The following is an 18,357-nucleotide window of genomic DNA, read 5'->3' on the forward strand; positions in this document are numbered from 1 at the left end:
AACAGTTCATTCGCGCACCATGACCGTGTTTCGGCCCTCCTGCTTGGCAAGATAGAGCGCCTCGTCCGCGGCTTTCAAAAGCTCGAACGGCGTGCTGTCGGGCTGCGGCACTCCGGCCGCCACGCCAAGGCTGATGGACACCGTGCCCAGCACTGACGCTGCATGGGGAATCCGCAGATCGGCCACGGCCAGCCGTGCCCTCTGCGCAACTTCGAGCGCACCTTCGGCGTCGGTCGCGGGCAGCAGCAGGACCATTTCCTCGCCCCCGTAGCGCGCGACCAGGTCGCCCGAGCGCCACACGGCCGAGCGCAGCGCGTGGGCGATACGGCGCAGGCACTCATCGCCTTCAAGGTGACCGTACAGGTCGTTGTACTTCTTGAACTCGTCCACATCGACCATGACAACCGCCAGCGGCGTCTGGCCTTCCAGCGCCTGCTGGAAGTTGAAGAGCAGGCGGGCGTCGAAGTAGCGGCGGTTGGCCAGGCCTGTGAGCCCATCTTCCTGCGCAAGATGTTCCAGGCGCTCATTGGCCTCGGTCAGTGCGTCGCGGGCGCTGCGCAGATGCAGTTCCGCCACCAGCCGCCTTCGCATCGACCGGATCAGGTAGCGGCCTGAGACGCCGACGATCAGGCACAGAAGGACCACCCAGGTCGTTTGATAGATCGATGCGGATTTCCATTCCTGCAGCGCCTCGTCCTTGCCGACGGCAACGGTCACGAAGAGCGGGTAGTCCAGCAGGTGTTCGAAGCTGATGATCCGCGTCACGCCGTCGATCGCCGATCTTCCTTCGACAGTGCCCGAGCGTGAGGCCTGGAAGCGCTTCTGGAACGGCGAATCGGTGTTGCGCCTGTTCATATCGGCTTCCCTGAAGGGGCGGCGAACCAGGAGCTGGCCCGCTCCGAACAGCGCAATCGCTCCTTGGTCGCCGATCTGAAAGCGGTCCAGCACGCTCAGCAGGTGCTTGACGCTGAGCGTGACCAGCACCACGCCGGCAAAGTTGCCGTCCGGGTCGTTGATCCTTCGCGAGACGGGAATCACCCATTCGCCCGAAGAGCGGCTCACGATGGGCCCGCTGATCAGGGTGCGCGCGCTCGGGTTGGCCCGGTGGTAAATGAAGTACTCGCGGTCCGAGTTGTTTTTGGTACCCGCCGGGGATGCCTCGGAATAAACCAGCCAGCGGCCTTGCTCGTCATAGATGAAGAGCCCCTTGATGGATTGGACTTCGGAGGCATGGTTCACGAGAACGGGTTGAAGACGCTGCAGCGTCTCGGGCGTGATGTCCGCGCGCTCGAGCTCGAAGACGATGCCCGAGATGATGTGTTCGGCCAGGGCGACGGTGCTGTCGATCTGCTGGCTGACCGCGCGTGCGAGGTTGGTATTCGCCCGCGTGATCTGCTCGTTTTCTGCCGTGCGTGCGCGAATGACCAGCCATGCGTTCATGACCAGCAGCGCCACGCACACAAAGACTACAAACAAAGTAGTGCCGAAGATGACACGGCTTCTTTGCGCGTCCGTTTTTCGGGCAAAGGAGCTCGCGTCGTTCGATGACCTGGAGCCAATGGACGGATCTGGAACCGTCTCGGGCGACGGAGGAGAGGGCGCTTTTTTCATCGAAGGCCCCGACTCTACAAAAAACGTCGATCGCCGTCTCTACCTGCGCTGCGGCATTTCCTTTTTGTCGCATGTCGAGCCTGAAGCGACGCTGCGTGTCACCTTTTGGAGGGAACTCGCGTGCCTTTCTTCGAGGGCAACGCGGGCATGGATCGTGCGCCATATGCGCGGTCGATTCTTTTCAAATCAAAAAAGCGCTTTTCATGATCATGTCTTTTCGGCGCAGGCAGTCCGATCGATCTGATGAAAAGCCAGGACATTCACCCGGATATCGTCGACACCTATCTCGTGGGCGTTGGCGCAGGCGCCTGGCCCAGCTGGAACAGTCCGGACGGCGCTTATGTCACCTACACCGCGCAGGCCATCCAGGCTTACGGCGCGGTTCCGATGTTCACGCTCTACCAGATGGCAACCAGCGGGGAGGGCAATCTGAGCATCCTCGACGATGCCGCCTTCATGAACAACTACTGGGCGAAGGTCCGGCTGATGTACCAACGCATTGCGGCCCCAAAGCCAGATCTCGGCCTACCGGGCGGCCCTGGGCAATGGCCTCCCGATCCTGTGGTGGCAGACACCGATGGGCGTGCCGTCCGACACGCCCGACGGTACCGATCAGCACTACCGGAACAACCATGTCGACTACATGCTGAGCAATACCCAGGAGTACGGCGATACCCACACGTTCGCGATTGTCTTCAGTCCGGGTGGCAGCCACCAGACTTCGATCAGCACCGACGGCGGCCAGTTTGCCCGCCTCTCGAGTCAGTATCTCGCGCGAGGCGGCGCCACCTTGAAGTAGCGTCTAGCCCGGCGCTGCGCCCTGTGTCGCTGTATAGACGGCATACAGCGACTGGCTCGCCGCCATGAAGAGGCGGTTGCGCTTGGGGCCGCCGAAGCAGATGTTGCCGCAGACTTCCGGCAGCCGGATACGCCCGATGAGCCGGCCTTGCGGCGTCCACACCGTGACGCCGCTGTAGCCCACGCTGCGGCCCGCATTGCTGGAGCACCACAGGTTGCCATCGACATCGGCGCGCACGCCGTCGGGCGCGCATTTCACGCCGTCGACCATGAAGTTGCTGAAGAGCTTGCCGTTGCTGAGCTTGTTGTCCGAGCCGACATCGAACACATACATGTCGCCCTTGCCGCCGGCAATGGTGTCGCCCGGTCCTTGCCCGGTGCTGACGATGTAGAGCTTCTTGAAGTCCGGCGAGAAGCACAGGCCGTTCGGGTCGGGCACCAGGTCTTCGCCAGCCACCTGCGTGAGCGTGCCGCTCTTGTCCAGGCGGTACACCGCGGTCGGCAGTTCGCGCTTGTACGAGCCGATTTCGGGCGGCTGCCCGAGCCTCGGGTTGAGCCGGCCGGCCTTGTTCGCGGGCCCGCCCGGCGCGTCGACCGCGCCCTCGTAGAGCTGGGCGCCGTAGGGCGGATCGGTGAACCAGTAGCTGCCGTCAGGGTGAGGAACGATGTCGTTGGGCGAGTTGAGCCGTTTGCCGTTGAAGCTGGAGGCGAGGATGGTGACTGAGCCGTCGAGCTCGTAGCGCACCACGCGCCGCGTCAGGTGCTCGCAGGACAGTTGCCTGCCCTGGTAGTCGAAGGTATTGCCGTTGCTGTTGTTGGAAGGCGCGCGAAACACGCTCACGTGCCCGTCGTCGTCGCTCCAGCGCAACTGGCGGTTGTTCGGTATGTCGCTCCACACCAGAAAGCGGCCGACCGAATTCCACGCCGGCCCTTCGGACCACAGCGCCCCGGTCCACAGCCGCTGGATGGGTGCGTTGGGCTGGCGCAGGCCATCGAAGGCCGGCTCGACGGTGAGCACGTCGGGGTCGGTGAAGTAGGTGGTCGGGGCTCCGCCTGGGCCGAAGTCGCGCGGCGGCTGGGTGATGGTGCTCGGCGGCGCAGCCGGCTTGCCGGAAGCAGCTTGCGCATGCGTCCATCGCGGAAAGACGAAGGAGGCGCCTACCGCGGCTCCCACGCCGCCAAGAAGCTTTCGGCGTAGTACCCAACTATTCGAACCTGGATCGACTTTTTCTTGTGCCACTAATCACTCCGTGAAAAGGATGGAAGAAGCTGGAGGAGGGCGGAGCGTCTCCAGGTTCGCTTGATACATCAGCCAGCCAGCGCGGTCAACGGCGCCGGTTGTCGGCGGGTACGTAGTTCCCCTCGCGGCCGCGTCAGATTGCGATCAGGCCGGCGCAAGAGCATCCCGTTGCGTTCGACAACCCACTACATCGGGCACGTATGAAAAACAGAAATCTTGCCAGGGGACTCTTCCTCATGGCAATCGCGCTGGCCTTCGGCCTCACGGCCCTTCGCTATCCCATCGGGGACCTGAGCCGTGCCGGACCGGGGCTTTTTCCGGTGATGGTGAGCAGCCTGCTGCTGCTGATCGGCGTGTCGACCGTGGTGCGGTCGTTCTTCGTCGAGCCGGTGCGGCTGGACCTTCATTTCAAGAACATCGCACTCATCCTCGCGAGCCTTTGCGGCTTCGCGTTGATCTCCATGTACCTGGACATGGCCGTGGGCATCGTCTTCATGGTGTTCTGCTCGGCCTTTGCCGGCAGCTCCAACTCGTGGATGCGCAACGTGAAGATTTCCGCCGGGCTGATCGCCATGGCGTTTGCGCTTCAGAAGCTCCTCGGCTTGAACCTGCCGCTTTTCTGAGGGGCGAGATATGGAAGTCCTCAACAACCTGGCGTTCGGCTTTTCGTACGCCCTCACTTGGCAGAACCTGCTGTTCTGCGCCATCGGCTGCACGGTGGGAACGCTGGTGGGCCTGCTGCCGGGCCTCGGTCCGCTGGCAACCATCAGCCTGCTGCTGCCGCTGACCTATTCCATTCCCACGACCGGCGCACTCATCATGCTGGCCGGCATTTACTACGGTGCGCAATACGGCGACAGCGTGAGCGCCATCACCATGAAGATCCCGCATGCGAGCAGCATCGTGGCCTGCATCGACGGGTATGCGATGACGCTGAAAGGGCAGACCGGCCTGGCGCTCTTCACGGCCGGTTTCTCCAGCTTCATCGGCGGCACGGTCGCCATTCTGGTGCTGTCGTTCTTCGCGCCGATGCTGGGCGAGGTCGCCTTCCTGTTCGGCCCCGCGGACTACGTCGCGATGATGCTGGTGGGCTTTGTGTGCGTGAGCTTCGTCACCACCGGCAGCCTGCTGAACGGCCTGGCGATGTGCATGATTGGCGTGCTGCTGGGAACGATTGGCACCGACGTGAACAGCGGCATGGCGCGCTTCACGCTCGACATGCCGTTTTTGACTGACGGCGTCGGCATTGTGAGCATCGCACTGGGCTGCTTCGGCATTGCCGAGATCACCAAGAACCTCGACTCGCGCGAGGAGCGCTCACCCTTCAACGGCAGGATCAATCTCATTCCCACTTGGGCGGAGTTCAAGCGGATCATCCCGAGCGCGCTGCGCGGCAGCGTGGTCGGCTCGCTGCTGGGCATCTTGCCCGGCGGCGGCCCGACCATCGCGCAATTCGCGGCCTATGCGCTCGACAAGAAGGTCAGCAAGTACAAGCATGAGATCGGCTCCGGCTGCATCGAGGGCGTGGCCGGCCAGGCCGCCGCCGATGAAGCGGCCGCGCGCACCAGCTTCATTCCGCTGATGAGCATCGGCATTCCCGAAAACGCCGTGATGGCGCTGATGCTCGCGGCGTTCATCATCAAGGGCATTCAGCCGGGGCCCAACATGATCGGTGCCCACCCCGAGCTGTTCTGGGGCCTGGTGGCCAGCATGTGGATCGGCAACGTGTTCTTGCTGGTGCTGAACGTGCCGCTGGTGCGCTACTGGCTTTCGGTGTTCAAGATTCCCTACAGCGTGCTGTTCCCGTCGATCCTGTTCTTCTGCTGCATTGGCACCTACAGCGTCAACAACAACCTAGAAGACGTCTTCATCACGTCCGCCTTCGGCTTCATGGGCTACATGTTCATGCGGCTCGAACTGGACGCCGCGCCGCTCATGCTCGGATTCATCCTCGGCCCGATGCTCGAGGAGAACTTTCGCAGGGCGATGCTGCTGAGCCGCGGAAGCTTCAATGTGTTCGTGAACAGGCCCATCAGCGGCACGCTCATGGCGCTGATTGCCGTCTTCGCCGTTTGGCAGGTAGTGGCCTTCGTCATCAAGACACAAAAGAAGAATGTCGGCACGGGGGTGGTGCTCGGCGTGTTGGCCGAGGAGTGACTATGGCGTGTAGATGAGGCTTCGTGGCACCGAAGGCGCATCGATCGCACCGGCCGCGTCTGCAACGCAGTCAGGACGCGTGCTGTATGAAGTCCACAAAAGCCCTTAGCGGCGCCGGCAGCAACCGGCGACCGGGGTAGTAGAGGAAGGGGCCGGAGAAGCGCAGCCACCAAGGCTCGAGCACAGGTTCGAGCGCGCCGCTGTCAAGGTGTGGCCGCAGCCAGTCTTCGAACAGGTACACCACGCCGGCACCGGCAAGCGCCGCATCGACCGAGAGATCCGCCGCCGCACCGATCCGCACGATCAGCTGCCCGGTCACGTCGATGCGCAAGGTTTCGCCGTTGCGCTCGAACTCCCACGGCGGCATCGATCCGCTGGCGAACCGGCCGCGCAAGCAGTTGTGGCCGAGCAGATCGCGCGGATGCTCGGGCCGGCCATGGCGCTCGAGGTAGGAGGGCGCTGCCGCCACGGCAAAACGCTGGATGCGCGGGCCGATGGGCACGGCGACCATGTCCTGCTCGAGCCGCTCGTCATAGCGGATGCCGGCATCGCAACCGGCGGCCAGCACATCGACGAAACCATCCTCGGCAATCACTTCGAGAGAGATGTCGGGATAGGCCGCAAGGAAACGCGGCACGATCGCTGGCAGCACGAGCCGAGCTGCGCTGATCGGCACGTTCAGCTTGAGCGTGCCGGCGGGCCGGTCGCGAAAGCCGTTCACCACGTCGAGCGCCGCCTCCACCTCGCTGAGCGCGGGCCTCAGCCGTTCGAGCAGGCGTTCTCCCGCTTCTGTCGGCCGCACGCTGCGGGTCGTGCGGTGAAGCAGGCGTACGCCGAGTTGAGCTTCCAGCCGGCGCACCGCCTCGCTCAGGCCCGATGCGCTACCGCCGGTCAGGCGCGCGCCGTCGCGAAAGCCCTTGGCGCCGGCCACCGCCACGAAGGCGTTGAGATCTTCGAGATCGACTTTCATTGTTCTGAATCCTGCACAGCCCGTGCCGATTATGGCGGCTTATCAAACAGAGACGGGCTGCCTAGACTGGCTTCACGACTTCATTGACCTCTTCAACTCCAGGAAAAAACATCATGTCCAGCATGCACACCCCCAGCACCTACACCCTCGGCGACCGTTCGGTCCATCGGCTCGGCTACGGCGCCATGCAGCTCGCCGGCCCCGGCGTGTTCGGCCCGCCGAAAGATCGCGAGGCGGCGCTGGCCGTGTTGCGCGAAGCGGTCGCCAATGGCGTCGATCACATCGACACCAGCGACTTCTACGGCCCGCACATCACCAATCAGCTCATCCGCGAGGCACTCGCGCCTTATGCGAAGGATCTCGTCCTCGTCACCAAGATCGGGGCGCGGCGCTCCGACACAGGCGGGTGGCTGCCTGCGTTTTCGCCCGAGGAGCTGACGCAGGCCGTGCACGACAACCTGCGCAACCTTGGGCTGGACGTGCTGGAAGTGGTGAACCTGCGCATCATGTTCGATGTGCACGGCCCGGCCGAGGGATCGATCGAGGCGCCGCTCGCGGCATTGGCCGAGCTTCAGCGCCAAGGCCTGGTGCGCCACATCGGCCTGAGCAACGTGACGCCCGCACAGGTCGCCGAGGGGCGCAGCATCTGCCGCATTGCCTGCGTACAGAACCAGTACAACCTCGTGCATCGCAACGACGACGCGCTGATCGACGACCTGGCACGCGACGGCATTCCGTACGTTCCGTTCTTTCCGCTCGGCGGCTTTACGCCGCTGCAGTCGGCAGGGCTTTCCGAGGTCGCGCAGCGTCTGGGCGCCACGCCGATGCAAGTGGCTCTGGCGTGGCTCCTGCGACGCTCGCCCAACATCCTGCTGATTCCCGGAACCTCGTCGGTCGGGCACCTGCGTGAAAACCTGGCCGCCGGAAAGCTGGAACTGCCGGCCGATGCGATCGAAGCGCTGGACCGCGTGGCTGCTCCGGTTGTCGGGTGATGGGTTGTTTGGGTTTATCCCTCAGAACCACCCGAAATAGCGGGCACCAAGTATGAGAGGAGCTCCCAGGAACACGAACAGGCCGATGATCTTGGTCATGAAAAAGAGCGGCTCGCCTCGCTTGACGCGGCTCCATTCGCCCTTCAGCACGGCCTGGGCCGTCGCAACAAGCGCCGCTTCTTCCTTCTGGCAGCCCGCGAGGTCGATGGGACTCGTGTCCATGAGCTTCTCAAGCGCATTGACGTGCCCGATCAACTTCGCGCTGTTCTCCTCTGAAGGGTTCAGCCGAAGGAGGATGCTGGTCTTGGCAACGGTGATCCCCACGAAGTGATCCTTGGCCGCGTCGTAAAGCTCACTCCGGGCGGGATAGCCAACTGCCGCAGCGCCTCGAATTGCGTTGGCGTGCGCGATCAGCTGCGAGATTTCGGAGCGCAACCCGTCGATCCATGCCTGGCGGAATTCCGAAGTCTTCTGGTCCTTGCTGAACACAGATCCGAGAAAGCTCATGCCTCCCGCAATGGTGGCTGCAAGGACTGCGCCGATGGCTTGGGGTGAGAACTCGATTGGCATAGGGCGAGTATGTTTGTTGGTTTGCAGAATTGTCCCGCATGGTCGATTCGCAGCATTCGCCATCGGTGGTCGGCGAAGAGCACGCAGCGGGGCAAATCCGGCGGCAAGCGGAGGTGGTGCCTCAGTCAATTCCTGCGCGAGGCAATGACACCGCGCACCTGCGAGGCCGGGACCGGCCGCGCGAACAGGTAACCCTGCGCCTCGTCGAACCCTTCCTGCCGGATGATCTGCAGCTGCGCCTCGGTTTCGACACCCTCCACGGTGGTGGCAATGCCCAGGCTCGTGCCGATGCCGGCCACGGCCCGGATGATCGCGAGCGACTTCCTGTCGGGCAGATCGGCGATGAAGCTGCGGTCTGCCTTGATCTTGTCGAACGGAAAGCTGCGCAGATAGCCCAGCGATGAGTACCCGGTCCCGAAATCGTCCATCGCGATCTTCACGCCCAGTTGCCGGACCTGCTGCAGGGTGCGCAGGTTCTGGTCGTCGCTGCCGAGCAGCACCGACTCGGTGATCTCGAGTTGCAGGCGCGAAGGGGAGAGCGCGGAAGCATCGAGCGCGTTCCTGATCACCTCGATCAGGTTGCCGGCGCCGAACTGGACCGGCGAAAGGTTCACCGCCACGCCGATGCCATCGGGCCAGGTGGCGGCCTCGCGGCAGGCCTCGCCAAGGACCCATTCGCCAAGTTCCACGATCAGCCCTGTCTCCTCCGCAATCGGAATGAAGTCGGCCGGCGAGATCATTCCCCGTTCCGGATGGCGCCAACGCACCAGCGCTTCGAAGCTGGTGCAGCGATTGGAGGCGAGGCTCACGAGCGCCTGGAAGTGGACCTCGAACTCCCCGTGGGCGAGCGCCTCGCGCATCGAGAGCTTCAGGGCCTGGCGCATTTGCAGGTGGGCGTCCATGCTCCTGGCGTACCTGCGGAGGCTTCTCCCGCCGGCAGCCTTGGCGCGGTGGAGTGCCGCGGCAGAGGCACGCTTGATCTCGTCGACCGTGTTGCCGTCGTCCGGCGCCATGGCGACACCGACGCTCGCCCCGATACTCACCTTGTTCCCGCCCAGGTCGAAGGGCCCGAGCAGGCTCGCCATGAGGCGGCGCGCGATCTCGATCGCCGCGTCGGGATGCGGCAACCCGAAACAGCCGACCGCGAACTCGTCCGCGCCGAGTCGCGCAAGCGAGTGCTCGTCGCCCGCAAGGCCAAGCCGCAGGCGCTGCGCGACCTCCTGGAGCAAGATGTCGCCCACCGAATGACCGTAAGCATCGTTGACCGCCTTGAAGCCGTCGAGATCCAGCGTCAGCACGGCCACCAAAGTCCCGCGCGCGCCCGCATCGTTCAAGTGCTGCTGCAGCGCCTCGCGGAATGCCAGGCGGTTGGGCAAGCCGGTGAGAACGTCGTGGCGGGCCATGTGGGAGACCTGGCTCTGGGCGTGGAGGCGCTCCTGCTCCGCCTTGCGGCGTGCGGTGGTGTCGCGGAAGAAAATCGACAGGCCCTCCTCGGTGGGCGAGGCATGGACCTCGAGCCACACCTGCGTCGCCGGTACGAATTCCTCGAACGACACGGCCTTGTTGCCCGCGGTCGCCTGCCGAAAGTAGTCGCCGAACAGGCTTTCGACCTCGGCGGGGAAGAGGTCCCACAGCCTTGCGTTCACGGCTTCCTCGCCGAGCCTGAGGAACCGGCGGGCGTTCTCGTTCATGTACGTGATGCGCCATGCATGGTCGACGACCAGCACGCAGTCCATCGTGTTCTCGAGAACCGCAGAGAGCCGCGTCGCCGCACGTTCCGCCTGCTGCTGCGCCACCACGGCATCGTTGCGCGCCGCCTTGGCCTCGCTGATGTCGCGCCAGATGCTCACCATCCGGATCGGCGTGCCCGATGCGTCCAGCACGGGTGCGCCGATGACATCGAGCCATCGGTGCACGCCCTGGGCGTCGATGGCATCCACCTCCAGCCTGGACGTGCCGCCGGCGCGCACCACGTCGAACATGGCGCTGAGTTTCCGGAGCCGGCCTTCGGGAAAGACCGTCTCGAGCACCTCGCGGTTTGCGAGTTCCGAGACGTCGAGCCCGATCATCCGCCGCGCCGCCTTGTTCATCAAAAGCGTATTGCCCGACAGGTCGAGCATGCTGATGCAATCGGGGCTGCTGTCGAAGATGCTCCGAATAGAAGCTTCGCTCTCGCGCAGCGCGGCTTCGGCCTCGCGCCGGTCGGTGACGTCGAGAATGGAGCCGGCGTAACCGAGGAACCCTCCGTCAGGCGAAAGCCGGGGCGCGCCGGTGTCGATGACCCAGGCCCAGCTGCCATCCGACCGGCGCAGCCTGTAGTCGAGCTGAACCGGAATCCGCTGGGCGCTTGCCGCCTCGAACTGCCTCAGCACCGAGGCGCGGTCTTCGGGATGAATGGCCCGGGTCCAACCTGCACCGAGCGACTCGGTCTCCGTCTGGCCCGTCACCTCGAGCCACAGCCGGCTGTGGAAGGTGGCCTCGCCGCGCTGATCGGTGAGCCACATCATCACCGGCACGCTGTCGGCGATGAGGCGGAACAGCGACTCGCTCTCGCGCAGAGCTTCGATTGCGATTCGGTGCTGGTGAACGTCCTCGAGCAAACCGTACCAGCGCACGATGGCATGGTTCTCGTTCCGACGGGGGGCCGCCCGGGCCCTGAACCATCGGTACCTTCCGTCTGCGGCGCTGCGCACCCTGTATTCGGCGTCGAACGGAATGCCGCGGGCCACCGAGTCGATCCATTGCGTTCTGACGCGTTCGAGATCGTCGGTGTGCAAGGCGCATTCCCAGCCCGAGCCCAGCGTCTTCTCGACCGAATTGCCGGTGAGCGTCGGCCAGCCCGGTCCAACCTCGGTGATGGCGCCGGTCGCATCGGCGGTCCAGGTGATCTGCGGGTGCAGTTCGACGAACGAGCGGTAGTGCGCCTCGCTGGCCCGGAGCACCCGCTCGGCCGTGCGCAGGTCGGTCACGTCGGAAATCACGGCCACGAGCAGCTTGCCGCCGGAATCCGCGAGATCGACCGCTTGCTTGAGCGTGACCAGGGTTCTGGTCGATCCGTCCTCCGTGGTGATTTCTTCCTCGAAACTGCGGCTTTCTCCACTGGCGAGAATCTGGAGATCGACCGCCCTGATTCGATCGGCCTCCACGCGCGGAAGGAAATCCCGGTCCGTCTTTCCGCGTGCGCGATCGAGCGACACGTTGAGCAGCTCGCAAGCCCGCCGGTTGAGGTGCACAAACCGCGAGGCCTCGTCCTTGACGATGACCGCCTGCCCGACCGCATCGAGGATCGCGGCCACTGGAACCCACGAATCCGGCAGATCGCCAGGCTGCTGTACTGCACGGGGCTGACCCATGTCGATGTCTCCTGTCTGGATGCTCACAGGCTTGCCATCGTAGCCCGTAGCGCGCGTCAGCCAACGGTGCGAACTGAACGGGCGTTCGACCTACATCTCACCGCAGGCCTTCAACTTTCGGCTTGGTTGCCGATAACCAGATGTGGCCGGCCCTGGGACCCCAGCGCCCGGAGTTCCACTCCCTACCGGACAGGCCCCTCATTTGCGAAAGAAAGAGTTCCATGCACTTGCGAGATATGAAAATCGGCGTCCGCCTCAGCGGAGGCTTTGCCGCCATCTTGTTGCTGATGATGCTGGTTTCCGGCGTCGCCCTGATCCGGCTGAATGCCGTGGCTCACTCGGCCCGCGTGATGGTCGACGAAGCGCTGGTCAAGGAACGCGTCGCAAACCGGTGGGCCAACCTGCTCGGCCCAAGCATCGTTCACTCCTTTGGCATGGCCAAGGCCACCGACAGCGCGAATGAAGCCTACTTCAAGAAGAACCTGACCGAGGGGGTGGCGTCGATCAACCCGGTTCAAGAGGAGATGGGCAGGCTGCTCATCACGCCGGAAGAGAAGAAGTCGTTCGGCGAGGTGGTCGAGGCCCGCAAGGCGGTGCTGGCCCACCTCGCGACAATCAACAAGCTGAAAGCGGCCGGCGACGGCGAAGCGGCCGGCAGGTTGGCCGACACGGAATACCAGGCCGCGCTTCAGGTCTACGGCAAGGCCGTGCAGCAGATCGCAGAAAACCAGCGCGTGCAGATTGACGCGAAGGCCCGCGAAATCCAGCAGATCCATCGCAGCAGCCGCTGGGTCGTGATCTGCCTGTCCGCTGTTGCGCTGCTGGCGGGTGCCTTGTGCGCATGGCGGCTGACCGTCGGGATCGTGCGTCCGATGCGCGATGCGCTCCGATTGGCGGAGCGGGTGGCGTCGGGCGACCTGACCACACGAATCGTCAGCAACACGCGCGACGAGGTCGGTCAGCTGCTGGCGGCACTCAAGTCGATGAACGACAACCTTTCGAAGGTGGTTGGGGACGTGCGCCAAGGCACCGACACGATTGCCACGGCTTCCGGCCAGATCGCTTCCGGCAACCAGGACTTGTCGTCACGAACCGAGCAGCAGGCAAGCTCACTCCAGCAAACCGCCGCCTCCATGGAAGAGTTGACCTCTACCGTCAAGCAGAACGCGGACAACGCCCGCCAAGCCAACCAGCTCGCGGCCTCGGCGTCTGAAGTGGCGGTGCGCGGCGGCAGCGTCGTGAACGAGGTGGTCGACACGATGGGATCGATCAACTCATCCTCGCGCAAGATCGTGGACATCATCGCGGTGATCGATGGCATCGCATTCCAGACCAACATCCTGGCGCTGAACGCCGCAGTGGAGGCGGCGCGCGCCGGCGAGCAGGGCAGGGGCTTCGCGGTGGTGGCGGCAGAGGTACGCAATCTTGCGCAGCGCTCGGCCGCGGCGGCCAAGGAAGTCAAGGGCTTGATCGACGACTCCGTCGGCAAGGTCGAGGCCGGCAGCCAGAAGGTGGCTGAAGCGGGCCAGACGATGGATGAAATTGTCGCGAGCGTGCGCCGGGTGACCGACATCATGGGCGAGATCGCCGCCGCCAGCCAGGAGCAGACGACCGGTATCGAGCAGATCAACCAGGCCATCACGCAGATGGACCAGGTCACCCAGCAGAACGCCGCTCTGGTGGAAGAAGCCGCAGCCGCGGCCGCCTCGCTGCAGGACCAGGCGGGCAGTCTGTCTCAGTTGGTGGGTGTCTTCAGGCTGGACGGGGGGCGGCGAGAACTGGCGCCTGCCTGAGAGGTCTCTTCGGAGGGCACCTATGGCCGGTTCAGTCATACGGTGCGGCGAGACAGGACTTTTTGCGCCTTGCACGGATCGACACCGCCAACATCAATCGCGATCCTCGTAGTAGCGGCGGTACTGCTCGCGCTCCCACTGCTGACGCCGCCACTCACGGCGCTCTGCGCGACGCTCTTCCCATCGTTGCGCGCGGCGCTCCTCCCAACGAGAGCCAGGTTCGTAGTAGACAGGTGCCGGCACGGAGTAAACCGGCTGTGCAGGCTGGTAGTAAGTCGGGGCCGGCCTCGAGTAGACAGGCGCCGGCTCGTAATAGACCGGTGCGGGTTCGCTTACGGCTACGCCGGGCAAGTTGATACCAATAGACCAGCTGGTGCCCGCATTGGCCGATGCGGCGGTGAACAAGGCTGCGGCAGCAACGAGACTTGCGGCACCTAACTTGAGAGCGGCTCGGGGAAAAGTCATTTCAACTCCTGAGGGCGAGACATAGCCCTGACGCTTAGTCAACGCCTTGCCATGCGGTGCCGCGTACATCGCGACGGTGAAGAACGTTGGCAAATGTCACCGTGCCGATGAAGTCAACACTTTTTAGTAGACGGTTTAGCCAATCAGCGCGGAGCTCAACACATTTCATTTAACATAATGCACATTGTGTTATCCAAAGACCACCGGACGACCACCCCGAAAAGACGCTGATGCTCGTGCTTCTATTGCTGCTCGGTTCAGGGTTCTATGCCTCGATGCGGGCCTAAAGGTGCCGGACGTGGCGCGAACTCTTCAGGTCACCGAGCGCACCGTCTATGCGTGGTTTTCAGGCAAAACCGCGGTGCCCTATGCCGCCTACAAGCTGCTCCGGATCTTGAACCGCTTTGAGCTGCCGGGCTGGCCAGGCTGGCACATGCACAGCGGCAAGCTGTGGACGCCCGAGGGGTTCGGTTTCGAGCCGCAGGACGGCGCATGGTGGGCCTTGCTCGTTCGGCAGGCTCGGGCCTTCCGGAAGCTCTACGACCGCTCCGGCGAGCTTGAGCGGGCACTGGCGGAAGGCGCTGAGCGCGCGCCGGCCGCACTAGCTTGCGACGTGCGAGCCGGCGAGCGCGAAGTGCCGCGCCCGGCTAGCGAAGCAGCCGGGCGGCGCGAAGCGCCGCCCAATTTATTACTAAGACACTTCACGACAGGTCCCTCTGTAGCGGGCTTGTTGGCAGTGCCGGCAAAGTCTCCAAATTTCGTAACGTGGAATGCGAGGTACCCATGACCAAGACCCGAAACGAGCATGCTCATGACGTGCTCGCCCGTGAAGCTCGTGCGAGGAAGAACGGGTTTGCCCGCCCTCTTCTGTTTGCGTTGTTGGATCGATCGCCGGCGGTCTCGCCTCGCATGCCTGCCGAGGTGCGGGTCAAGGTGCCCAAGCGGGTTCAGGAGGCCATGCAGGTGGTTGAGGACTACGTGGAGGGTCGAGATACCAAGCTGGGCAAAGAGTGATTAGTCGGGCCGTGGGAGGTGCGGTAACACCCCTTTGGCCCTAACCAAATTCAACTGATGGAGAGTCGAAATGGCTGAACGTGAGTCTATTACGCGGGCCTCTGGCCTGTTTGGTTCTTGGACTGCTGCCCGGGCTGCAAAGCTTGGCGAGGAGGCATTCCAAGTTGCTGCGCACATGGCCCTGCAGGAGCGTGACCCCGCTGAGTGGCCTACCGCTGAGCAGTTTGGGGAATCGTTGGCGCAGGTCTTCGAGGGGTTGGTCCATGCTCGAATGTGGCCGCGGTCTGATCAATGGGCGGTTGAGCGGCTTGCTGAGGTCCCCAAGGGCTTCAGGCCGGGCTATGAGGCCGGCAGGCTGAGGCGTGAGCATGCCAACGCGGAGGCGCGCCGTGCCAAACCCCCCGCTAAGGCCTCGCTGAGGCTCCCGAGGCCGATTGAATCATCTGCTCGAGATCCTCTCGCAGCCGTGGCGTCGATGTGGCTTCTCGGGGGCCGGAGCGAAGCGCAGGGAGGGGGCGAAGCGCCCCTGCAAAGCCGGAGCCCGAATTGACTGAGGCAACACTTCCGCTGGTCTTTGCCGCGTGGCTAATTGCTCGTGCACCGCAGGAGCTAATTCGCGCTTTGCAAAGCTGTCTTCAATTGGTGTCTAATTGAAGGAAATTCAGTGAGCAAGAAAACTAAAAAAAAGTGCACATTGTGTTATCCAAAGACCACCGGACGACCACCCCGAAAAGACGCTGATGCTCGTGCTTCTATTGCTGCTCGGTTCAGGGTTCTATGCCTCGATGCGGGCCTAAAGGTGCCGGACGTGGCGCGAACTCTTCAGGTCACCGAGCGCACCGTCTATGCGTGGTTTTCAGGCAAAACCGCGGTGCCCTATGCCGCCTACAAGCTGCTCCGGATCTTGAACCGCTTTGAGCTGCCGGGCTGGCCAGGCTGGCACATGCACAGCGGCAAGCTGTGGACGCCCGAGGGCTTCGGGTTCGATCCTTCCGATGGTGCGTGGTGGTCGCTGCTCGTGCGTCAGGCCCGTGGTTTCAAGGCTGAGTACGAGCGTGCGAACGCCCTTGAGCGAACTATCGAGGCACAGGGTGCGGAGCGGCGGACGGGTGCGGCCGAGGTACGAGGACGCTCCGGCCGGAGCGCAGAGCCCGGCCCCGCAGGCGAAGCCGAGGGGCGGCGCGCAGCGCCGGCCCTTAATTTATTCTTAAAACACTTTAGAACACAGAATTATCGAAGCGGCGTCGTTCTTGGCTTCTCTGCTATCGATTCCATAGCCAAGGATCAGCGGCCACTAACTTTTAAGGGGGGATTGCCGTGAAACGCACATCGCGTCTGGCCAGCAAGGCCATTAATCGGGGGGTCTCGTCTCGGACCTACGAAATGGCCTTTAAGCGTCGATTCGCTCCTGGGGCGGCCTCGGGGAGCCCGGGCCTGTTGCAGGGCCTCCTGGTGCGTTCTGGTGCCCTTCCCGCGCCACCTGCTGTCGAGCCTGCTCCTGCGGGGAAGAAGCGTGGCAGGCCTCGCAAGTCTGACCTAACAAAACTTAACACTGAGGTTGATGTGGCAGCGGTCGCTGCACAGGTGTGGTCTGAGGTCACCGAGGGTGCAGGGGTTGTCCTCGTCGACGAAAAGGAGGTGGTCCCCAAAGCGTAAAAAAGTCGGTCCCCGGGGGTGTGTCGAGCACGCCCGAGGGCCTAACCAAATTCAACTGTAGGAGAGCTGAAATGGCTAATCGTGAGTCTAGCGGTGTGGGTGCCGTATTCCGTAATTTGATGGGTGCTCAGTCTGAGGCGCAGGCGTTCGGTGAGCTGCGTGATCAGTTGCTGCCCGAGGGTGGCACGGTCGATATTCTGTTGGCTGGTGCGTTGGAGCGGCTGTCTCTCGCCGTCGAGGGGTATGAGGAGGCGCTGCGGGCTGCGGGCGTGGATTACGACGGCCGTGGGACTGTTACGCCGGCCAGGCAGTTCGGGGGGCGGAGCGAAGCGCAGGGAGGGGGCGAAGCGCCCCTGCAAAGCGGTGCCCGAATTGACTGAAGGTACCCTCCCCCAATTGCTTCTCGCGGGCCTGGCTGCGTGTTTCTGCGCGGACAGAAATCGCGTATTGCTAAGCGGTATTGAATTGACGTTTAATTACGTCTGGCATTGAAGGAAATTCAGTGCCTAAAAAATCAAGCCGGAAATGCACATTGTGTTTCGGATGACTGGGTGCACTTGTTGCTTGAACGCCGGGATCTCATCGCACGGAAGAACATCAGAAAAGTTGTGCTATCAACTCAGAGACACCTAAAAGCTCGCCCGCTCACGGTTGAGGCAGGCACAATGTGCTTTACTAACAATTACAACCAGCTTCATGTAAGGATGTTGCAGGCCGCTTTATGAAAATAAGAGCCGCGTTAGCGCTAACAATCTGCGTGACATGCAGTACTTGCCATGGCCAAAACGCCACCGGGGTTGAGTCGGTGCAGAGGCCGACACCGGTCCAAGCCGCATCGATCATGCAAGATGCGCCAAAACCGGCGCAAACCAGTTCTGGTGCCTTGTCCGCCCCGTCGGCGACCCCGGATAACTTAAAGTTCTGGCTTGACATGTTGGCTGGAGTGGCAAATCTTGCTACCCTCGCAGCGTCGCTTTTGGCAATTTTCCTTTGGTTAAAAAATCGCCACAAAATATCTTCTGCCTTTGCACTTTTACTCGATTTTTCGTATCAGTTAACCTTGGGGGAGCTAAAGGAGAAACTGGAGCGATTAAATGAATACAACGCGAATGAAGCTAGCGAAGTCGAAGAAATAAGAAATATTTTGCACGAGATTGCAGGGCAAATTTCTGGCAATAGCCGCCTAGTCCATGCGATGCCTGGGCTTTCTGCAAAATTTGAGAGTCTTGCAGGCAGGAAGTTGTCTGAACCGCTAAAACGAGCCTTAGTAAGCGAGCTACGCGAAAAAATCAGGACAATTCAGGTCAGCAATTTTGAGGTGAATCTATGAGCAAAATAGTTCAAGCGGTAAATTCGATGATTGCAAATCGAAGCAACATCTCCCTGGTGCAGAAAGGTGCCGGTGGAGAACTGTTTTTTGTCTACAAGGGTAAATATGTCTGGTCGATGACGAAAAATTCGGATGGCGTCATCCTATGGTATTACCCTAACGTGTCTTCCCCTGAAAATTTGGTTTATTTTGAAGGTGGCGATTGGGAGGACGTTGCCATGGTGACCTACAAAGATTGGGAGATTGGTACACGAGAAGCCAAATCAACTTTTTCTGAGCTGTATATGGTGGTTTCCGAGAGGCTCTATGGCGTAGATCAAATGCTAGACGACATAATTGACGACTTGCCCTTCTGAGTAGAGCAAGAATCGACGTCTTTTTCTTCGGGCGCGCGTTTGATGATCTAGC

Annotated in this window: 18 protein-coding genes; 12 read left to right on the top strand and 6 right to left on the bottom strand. The window is 62.5% G+C overall.

Features of this window, described 5'->3' with window-relative positions:
- Window positions 1-6: 6 nt before the first annotated feature.
- A complete protein-coding gene (locus tag EJI00_RS23645) occupies window positions 7-1,440 on the bottom strand; it encodes a diguanylate cyclase (protein ID WP_260590825.1) in 1,434 nt (477 codons plus the stop codon).
- Here EJI00_RS23645 and EJI00_RS25475 point away from each other — a divergent pair.
- Window positions 1,439-1,855 carry a hypothetical protein gene (locus EJI00_RS25475; protein WP_260590826.1) on the top strand — a complete coding sequence of 139 codons (417 nt, stop codon included), beginning with the start codon at window positions 1,439-1,441 and terminating at the stop codon, window positions 1,853-1,855. The genes EJI00_RS23645 and EJI00_RS25475 overlap by 2 nt on opposite strands.
- A gap of 255 nt (window positions 1,856-2,110) precedes the next feature.
- Window positions 2,111-2,410 carry a hypothetical protein gene (locus tag EJI00_RS25480; protein WP_260590827.1) on the top strand — a complete coding sequence of 100 codons (300 nt, stop codon included), beginning with the start codon at window positions 2,111-2,113 and terminating at the stop codon, window positions 2,408-2,410.
- A gap of 3 nt (window positions 2,411-2,413) precedes the next feature.
- Here the strand turns inward: EJI00_RS25480 and EJI00_RS23655 are convergent, their stop codons facing one another.
- Window positions 2,414-3,583 carry an SMP-30/gluconolactonase/LRE family protein gene (locus tag EJI00_RS23655; RefSeq protein ID WP_126749917.1) on the bottom strand — a complete coding sequence of 390 codons (1,170 nt, stop codon included), beginning with the start codon at window positions 3,581-3,583 and terminating at the stop codon, window positions 2,414-2,416.
- A 302-nt stretch (window positions 3,584-3,885) separates the two neighbouring features.
- Here EJI00_RS23655 and EJI00_RS23660 point away from each other — a divergent pair, with 302 nt between their 5' ends.
- Complete coding sequence (locus EJI00_RS23660) at window positions 3,886-4,272, top strand: tripartite tricarboxylate transporter TctB family protein (RefSeq protein ID WP_126749918.1); 387 nt, start codon at window positions 3,886-3,888, stop codon at window positions 4,270-4,272.
- A gap of 10 nt (window positions 4,273-4,282) precedes the next feature.
- Window positions 4,283-5,806 (top strand): tripartite tricarboxylate transporter permease, encoded by a 1,524-nt coding sequence (locus EJI00_RS23665; RefSeq protein ID WP_126749919.1) that lies wholly within the window; start codon window positions 4,283-4,285, stop codon window positions 5,804-5,806.
- A gap of 70 nt (window positions 5,807-5,876) precedes the next feature.
- On the opposite strand, the gene EJI00_RS23670 is transcribed toward EJI00_RS23665, so the two are convergent.
- Window positions 5,877-6,776 (bottom strand): LysR family transcriptional regulator, encoded by a 900-nt coding sequence (locus EJI00_RS23670; RefSeq protein WP_126749920.1) that lies wholly within the window; start codon window positions 6,774-6,776, stop codon window positions 5,877-5,879.
- A 113-nt stretch (window positions 6,777-6,889) separates the two neighbouring features.
- Here EJI00_RS23670 and EJI00_RS23675 point away from each other — a divergent pair, with 113 nt between their 5' ends.
- Complete coding sequence (locus tag EJI00_RS23675) at window positions 6,890-7,768, top strand: aldo/keto reductase family oxidoreductase (protein WP_126749921.1); 879 nt, start codon at window positions 6,890-6,892, stop codon at window positions 7,766-7,768.
- Window positions 7,769-7,789: 21 nt separating this feature from the next.
- Here the strand turns inward: EJI00_RS23675 and EJI00_RS23680 are convergent, their stop codons facing one another.
- Together EJI00_RS23680 and EJI00_RS23685 are read right to left on the bottom strand one after the other, a co-directional pair.
- Window positions 7,790-8,401 carry a hypothetical protein gene (locus EJI00_RS23680; protein ID WP_126749922.1) on the bottom strand — a complete coding sequence of 204 codons (612 nt, stop codon included), beginning with the start codon at window positions 8,399-8,401 and terminating at the stop codon, window positions 7,790-7,792.
- Window positions 8,402-8,463: 62 nt separating this feature from the next.
- A complete protein-coding gene (locus EJI00_RS23685) occupies window positions 8,464-11,691 on the bottom strand; it encodes a PAS domain S-box protein (protein WP_126749923.1) in 3,228 nt (1,075 codons plus the stop codon).
- Between the two features lie 236 nt (window positions 11,692-11,927).
- On the opposite strand from EJI00_RS23685, the gene EJI00_RS25555 reads away from it, so the two are divergent.
- Entirely contained in the window at window positions 11,928-13,484 is a 1,557-nt protein-coding gene (locus tag EJI00_RS25555; protein WP_312846487.1) for a methyl-accepting chemotaxis protein, read from the top strand.
- Between the two features lie 93 nt (window positions 13,485-13,577).
- Here EJI00_RS25555 and EJI00_RS23695 read toward each other — a convergent pair whose 3' ends face one another.
- Window positions 13,578-13,949, bottom strand: coding sequence for a hypothetical protein (locus EJI00_RS23695; RefSeq protein ID WP_126749925.1), 372 nt, complete (start codon window positions 13,947-13,949; stop codon window positions 13,578-13,580).
- A gap of 184 nt (window positions 13,950-14,133) precedes the next feature.
- On the opposite strand from EJI00_RS23695, the gene EJI00_RS23700 reads away from it, so the two are divergent.
- From EJI00_RS23700 to EJI00_RS23725, 6 genes are all read left to right on the top strand, one after another.
- Window positions 14,134-14,736, top strand: a complete 603-nt coding sequence (locus EJI00_RS23700; RefSeq protein WP_260590828.1) for a VC1465 family Xer recombination activation factor — start codon at window positions 14,134-14,136, stop codon at window positions 14,734-14,736.
- Window positions 14,733-14,963: a hypothetical protein gene (locus EJI00_RS23705; protein ID WP_126749927.1), complete on the top strand. Its 231-nt coding sequence runs from the start codon at window positions 14,733-14,735 to the stop codon at window positions 14,961-14,963. The genes EJI00_RS23700 and EJI00_RS23705 overlap by 4 nt, the downstream gene beginning before the upstream one ends.
- Before the next feature lie 664 nt (window positions 14,964-15,627).
- Complete coding sequence (locus EJI00_RS23710; RefSeq protein ID WP_126749928.1) at window positions 15,628-16,284, top strand: VC1465 family Xer recombination activation factor; 657 nt, start codon at window positions 15,628-15,630, stop codon at window positions 16,282-16,284.
- Between the two features lie 406 nt (window positions 16,285-16,690).
- Window positions 16,691-16,999, top strand: a complete 309-nt coding sequence (locus EJI00_RS23715) for a hypothetical protein (RefSeq protein ID WP_126749929.1) — start codon at window positions 16,691-16,693, stop codon at window positions 16,997-16,999.
- Window positions 17,000-17,460: 461 nt separating this feature from the next.
- Complete coding sequence (locus tag EJI00_RS23720) at window positions 17,461-17,949, top strand: hypothetical protein (RefSeq protein ID WP_221885062.1); 489 nt, start codon at window positions 17,461-17,463, stop codon at window positions 17,947-17,949.
- On the top strand, window positions 17,946-18,305 hold the full coding sequence (locus tag EJI00_RS23725; RefSeq protein WP_126749930.1) for a hypothetical protein: 360 nt from the start codon (window positions 17,946-17,948) through the stop codon (window positions 18,303-18,305). Before EJI00_RS23720 ends, EJI00_RS23725 begins: the two co-directional genes overlap by 4 nt.
- Window positions 18,306-18,357: the final 52 nt, after the last annotated feature.

It is taken from the genome of Variovorax sp. DXTD-1, from assembly GCF_003984625.1.
Taxonomy (GTDB): Bacteria; Pseudomonadota; Gammaproteobacteria; order Burkholderiales; family Burkholderiaceae_C; genus Variovorax.

What these genes read in the sequence shown, in the direction of transcription:
- EJI00_RS25475 (WP_260590826.1), top strand. Translation starts at nt 1,439, where the DNA reads ATGACCAGCAGCGCCACGCACACAAAGACTACAAACAAAGTAGTGCCG.
- EJI00_RS23645 (WP_260590825.1), bottom strand. Translation starts at nt 1,440, where the DNA reads ATGAACGCATGGCTGGTCATTCGCGCACGCACGGCAGAAAACGAGCAG.
- EJI00_RS23660 (WP_126749918.1), top strand. Translation starts at nt 3,886, where the DNA reads ATGGCAATCGCGCTGGCCTTCGGCCTCACGGCCCTTCGCTATCCCATC.
- EJI00_RS23665 (WP_126749919.1), top strand. Translation starts at nt 4,283, where the DNA reads ATGGAAGTCCTCAACAACCTGGCGTTCGGCTTTTCGTACGCCCTCACT.
- EJI00_RS23670 (WP_126749920.1), bottom strand. Translation starts at nt 6,776, where the DNA reads ATGAAAGTCGATCTCGAAGATCTCAACGCCTTCGTGGCGGTGGCCGGC.
- EJI00_RS23675 (WP_126749921.1), top strand. Translation starts at nt 6,890, where the DNA reads ATGTCCAGCATGCACACCCCCAGCACCTACACCCTCGGCGACCGTTCG.
- EJI00_RS23680 (WP_126749922.1), bottom strand. Translation starts at nt 8,401, where the DNA reads ATGGCGAATGCTGCGAATCGACCATGCGGGACAATTCTGCAAACCAAC.
- EJI00_RS23685 (WP_126749923.1), bottom strand. Translation starts at nt 11,691, where the DNA reads ATGGGTCAGCCCCGTGCAGTACAGCAGCCTGGCGATCTGCCGGATTCG.
- EJI00_RS25555 (WP_312846487.1), top strand. Translation starts at nt 11,928, where the DNA reads ATGAAAATCGGCGTCCGCCTCAGCGGAGGCTTTGCCGCCATCTTGTTG.
- EJI00_RS23695 (WP_126749925.1), bottom strand. Translation starts at nt 13,949, where the DNA reads ATGACTTTTCCCCGAGCCGCTCTCAAGTTAGGTGCCGCAAGTCTCGTT.
- EJI00_RS23705 (WP_126749927.1), top strand. Translation starts at nt 14,733, where the DNA reads ATGACCAAGACCCGAAACGAGCATGCTCATGACGTGCTCGCCCGTGAA.
- EJI00_RS23715 (WP_126749929.1), top strand. Translation starts at nt 16,691, where the DNA reads ATGGCTAATCGTGAGTCTAGCGGTGTGGGTGCCGTATTCCGTAATTTG.
- EJI00_RS23720 (WP_221885062.1), top strand. Translation starts at nt 17,461, where the DNA reads ATGCAAGATGCGCCAAAACCGGCGCAAACCAGTTCTGGTGCCTTGTCC.
- EJI00_RS23725 (WP_126749930.1), top strand. Translation starts at nt 17,946, where the DNA reads ATGAGCAAAATAGTTCAAGCGGTAAATTCGATGATTGCAAATCGAAGC.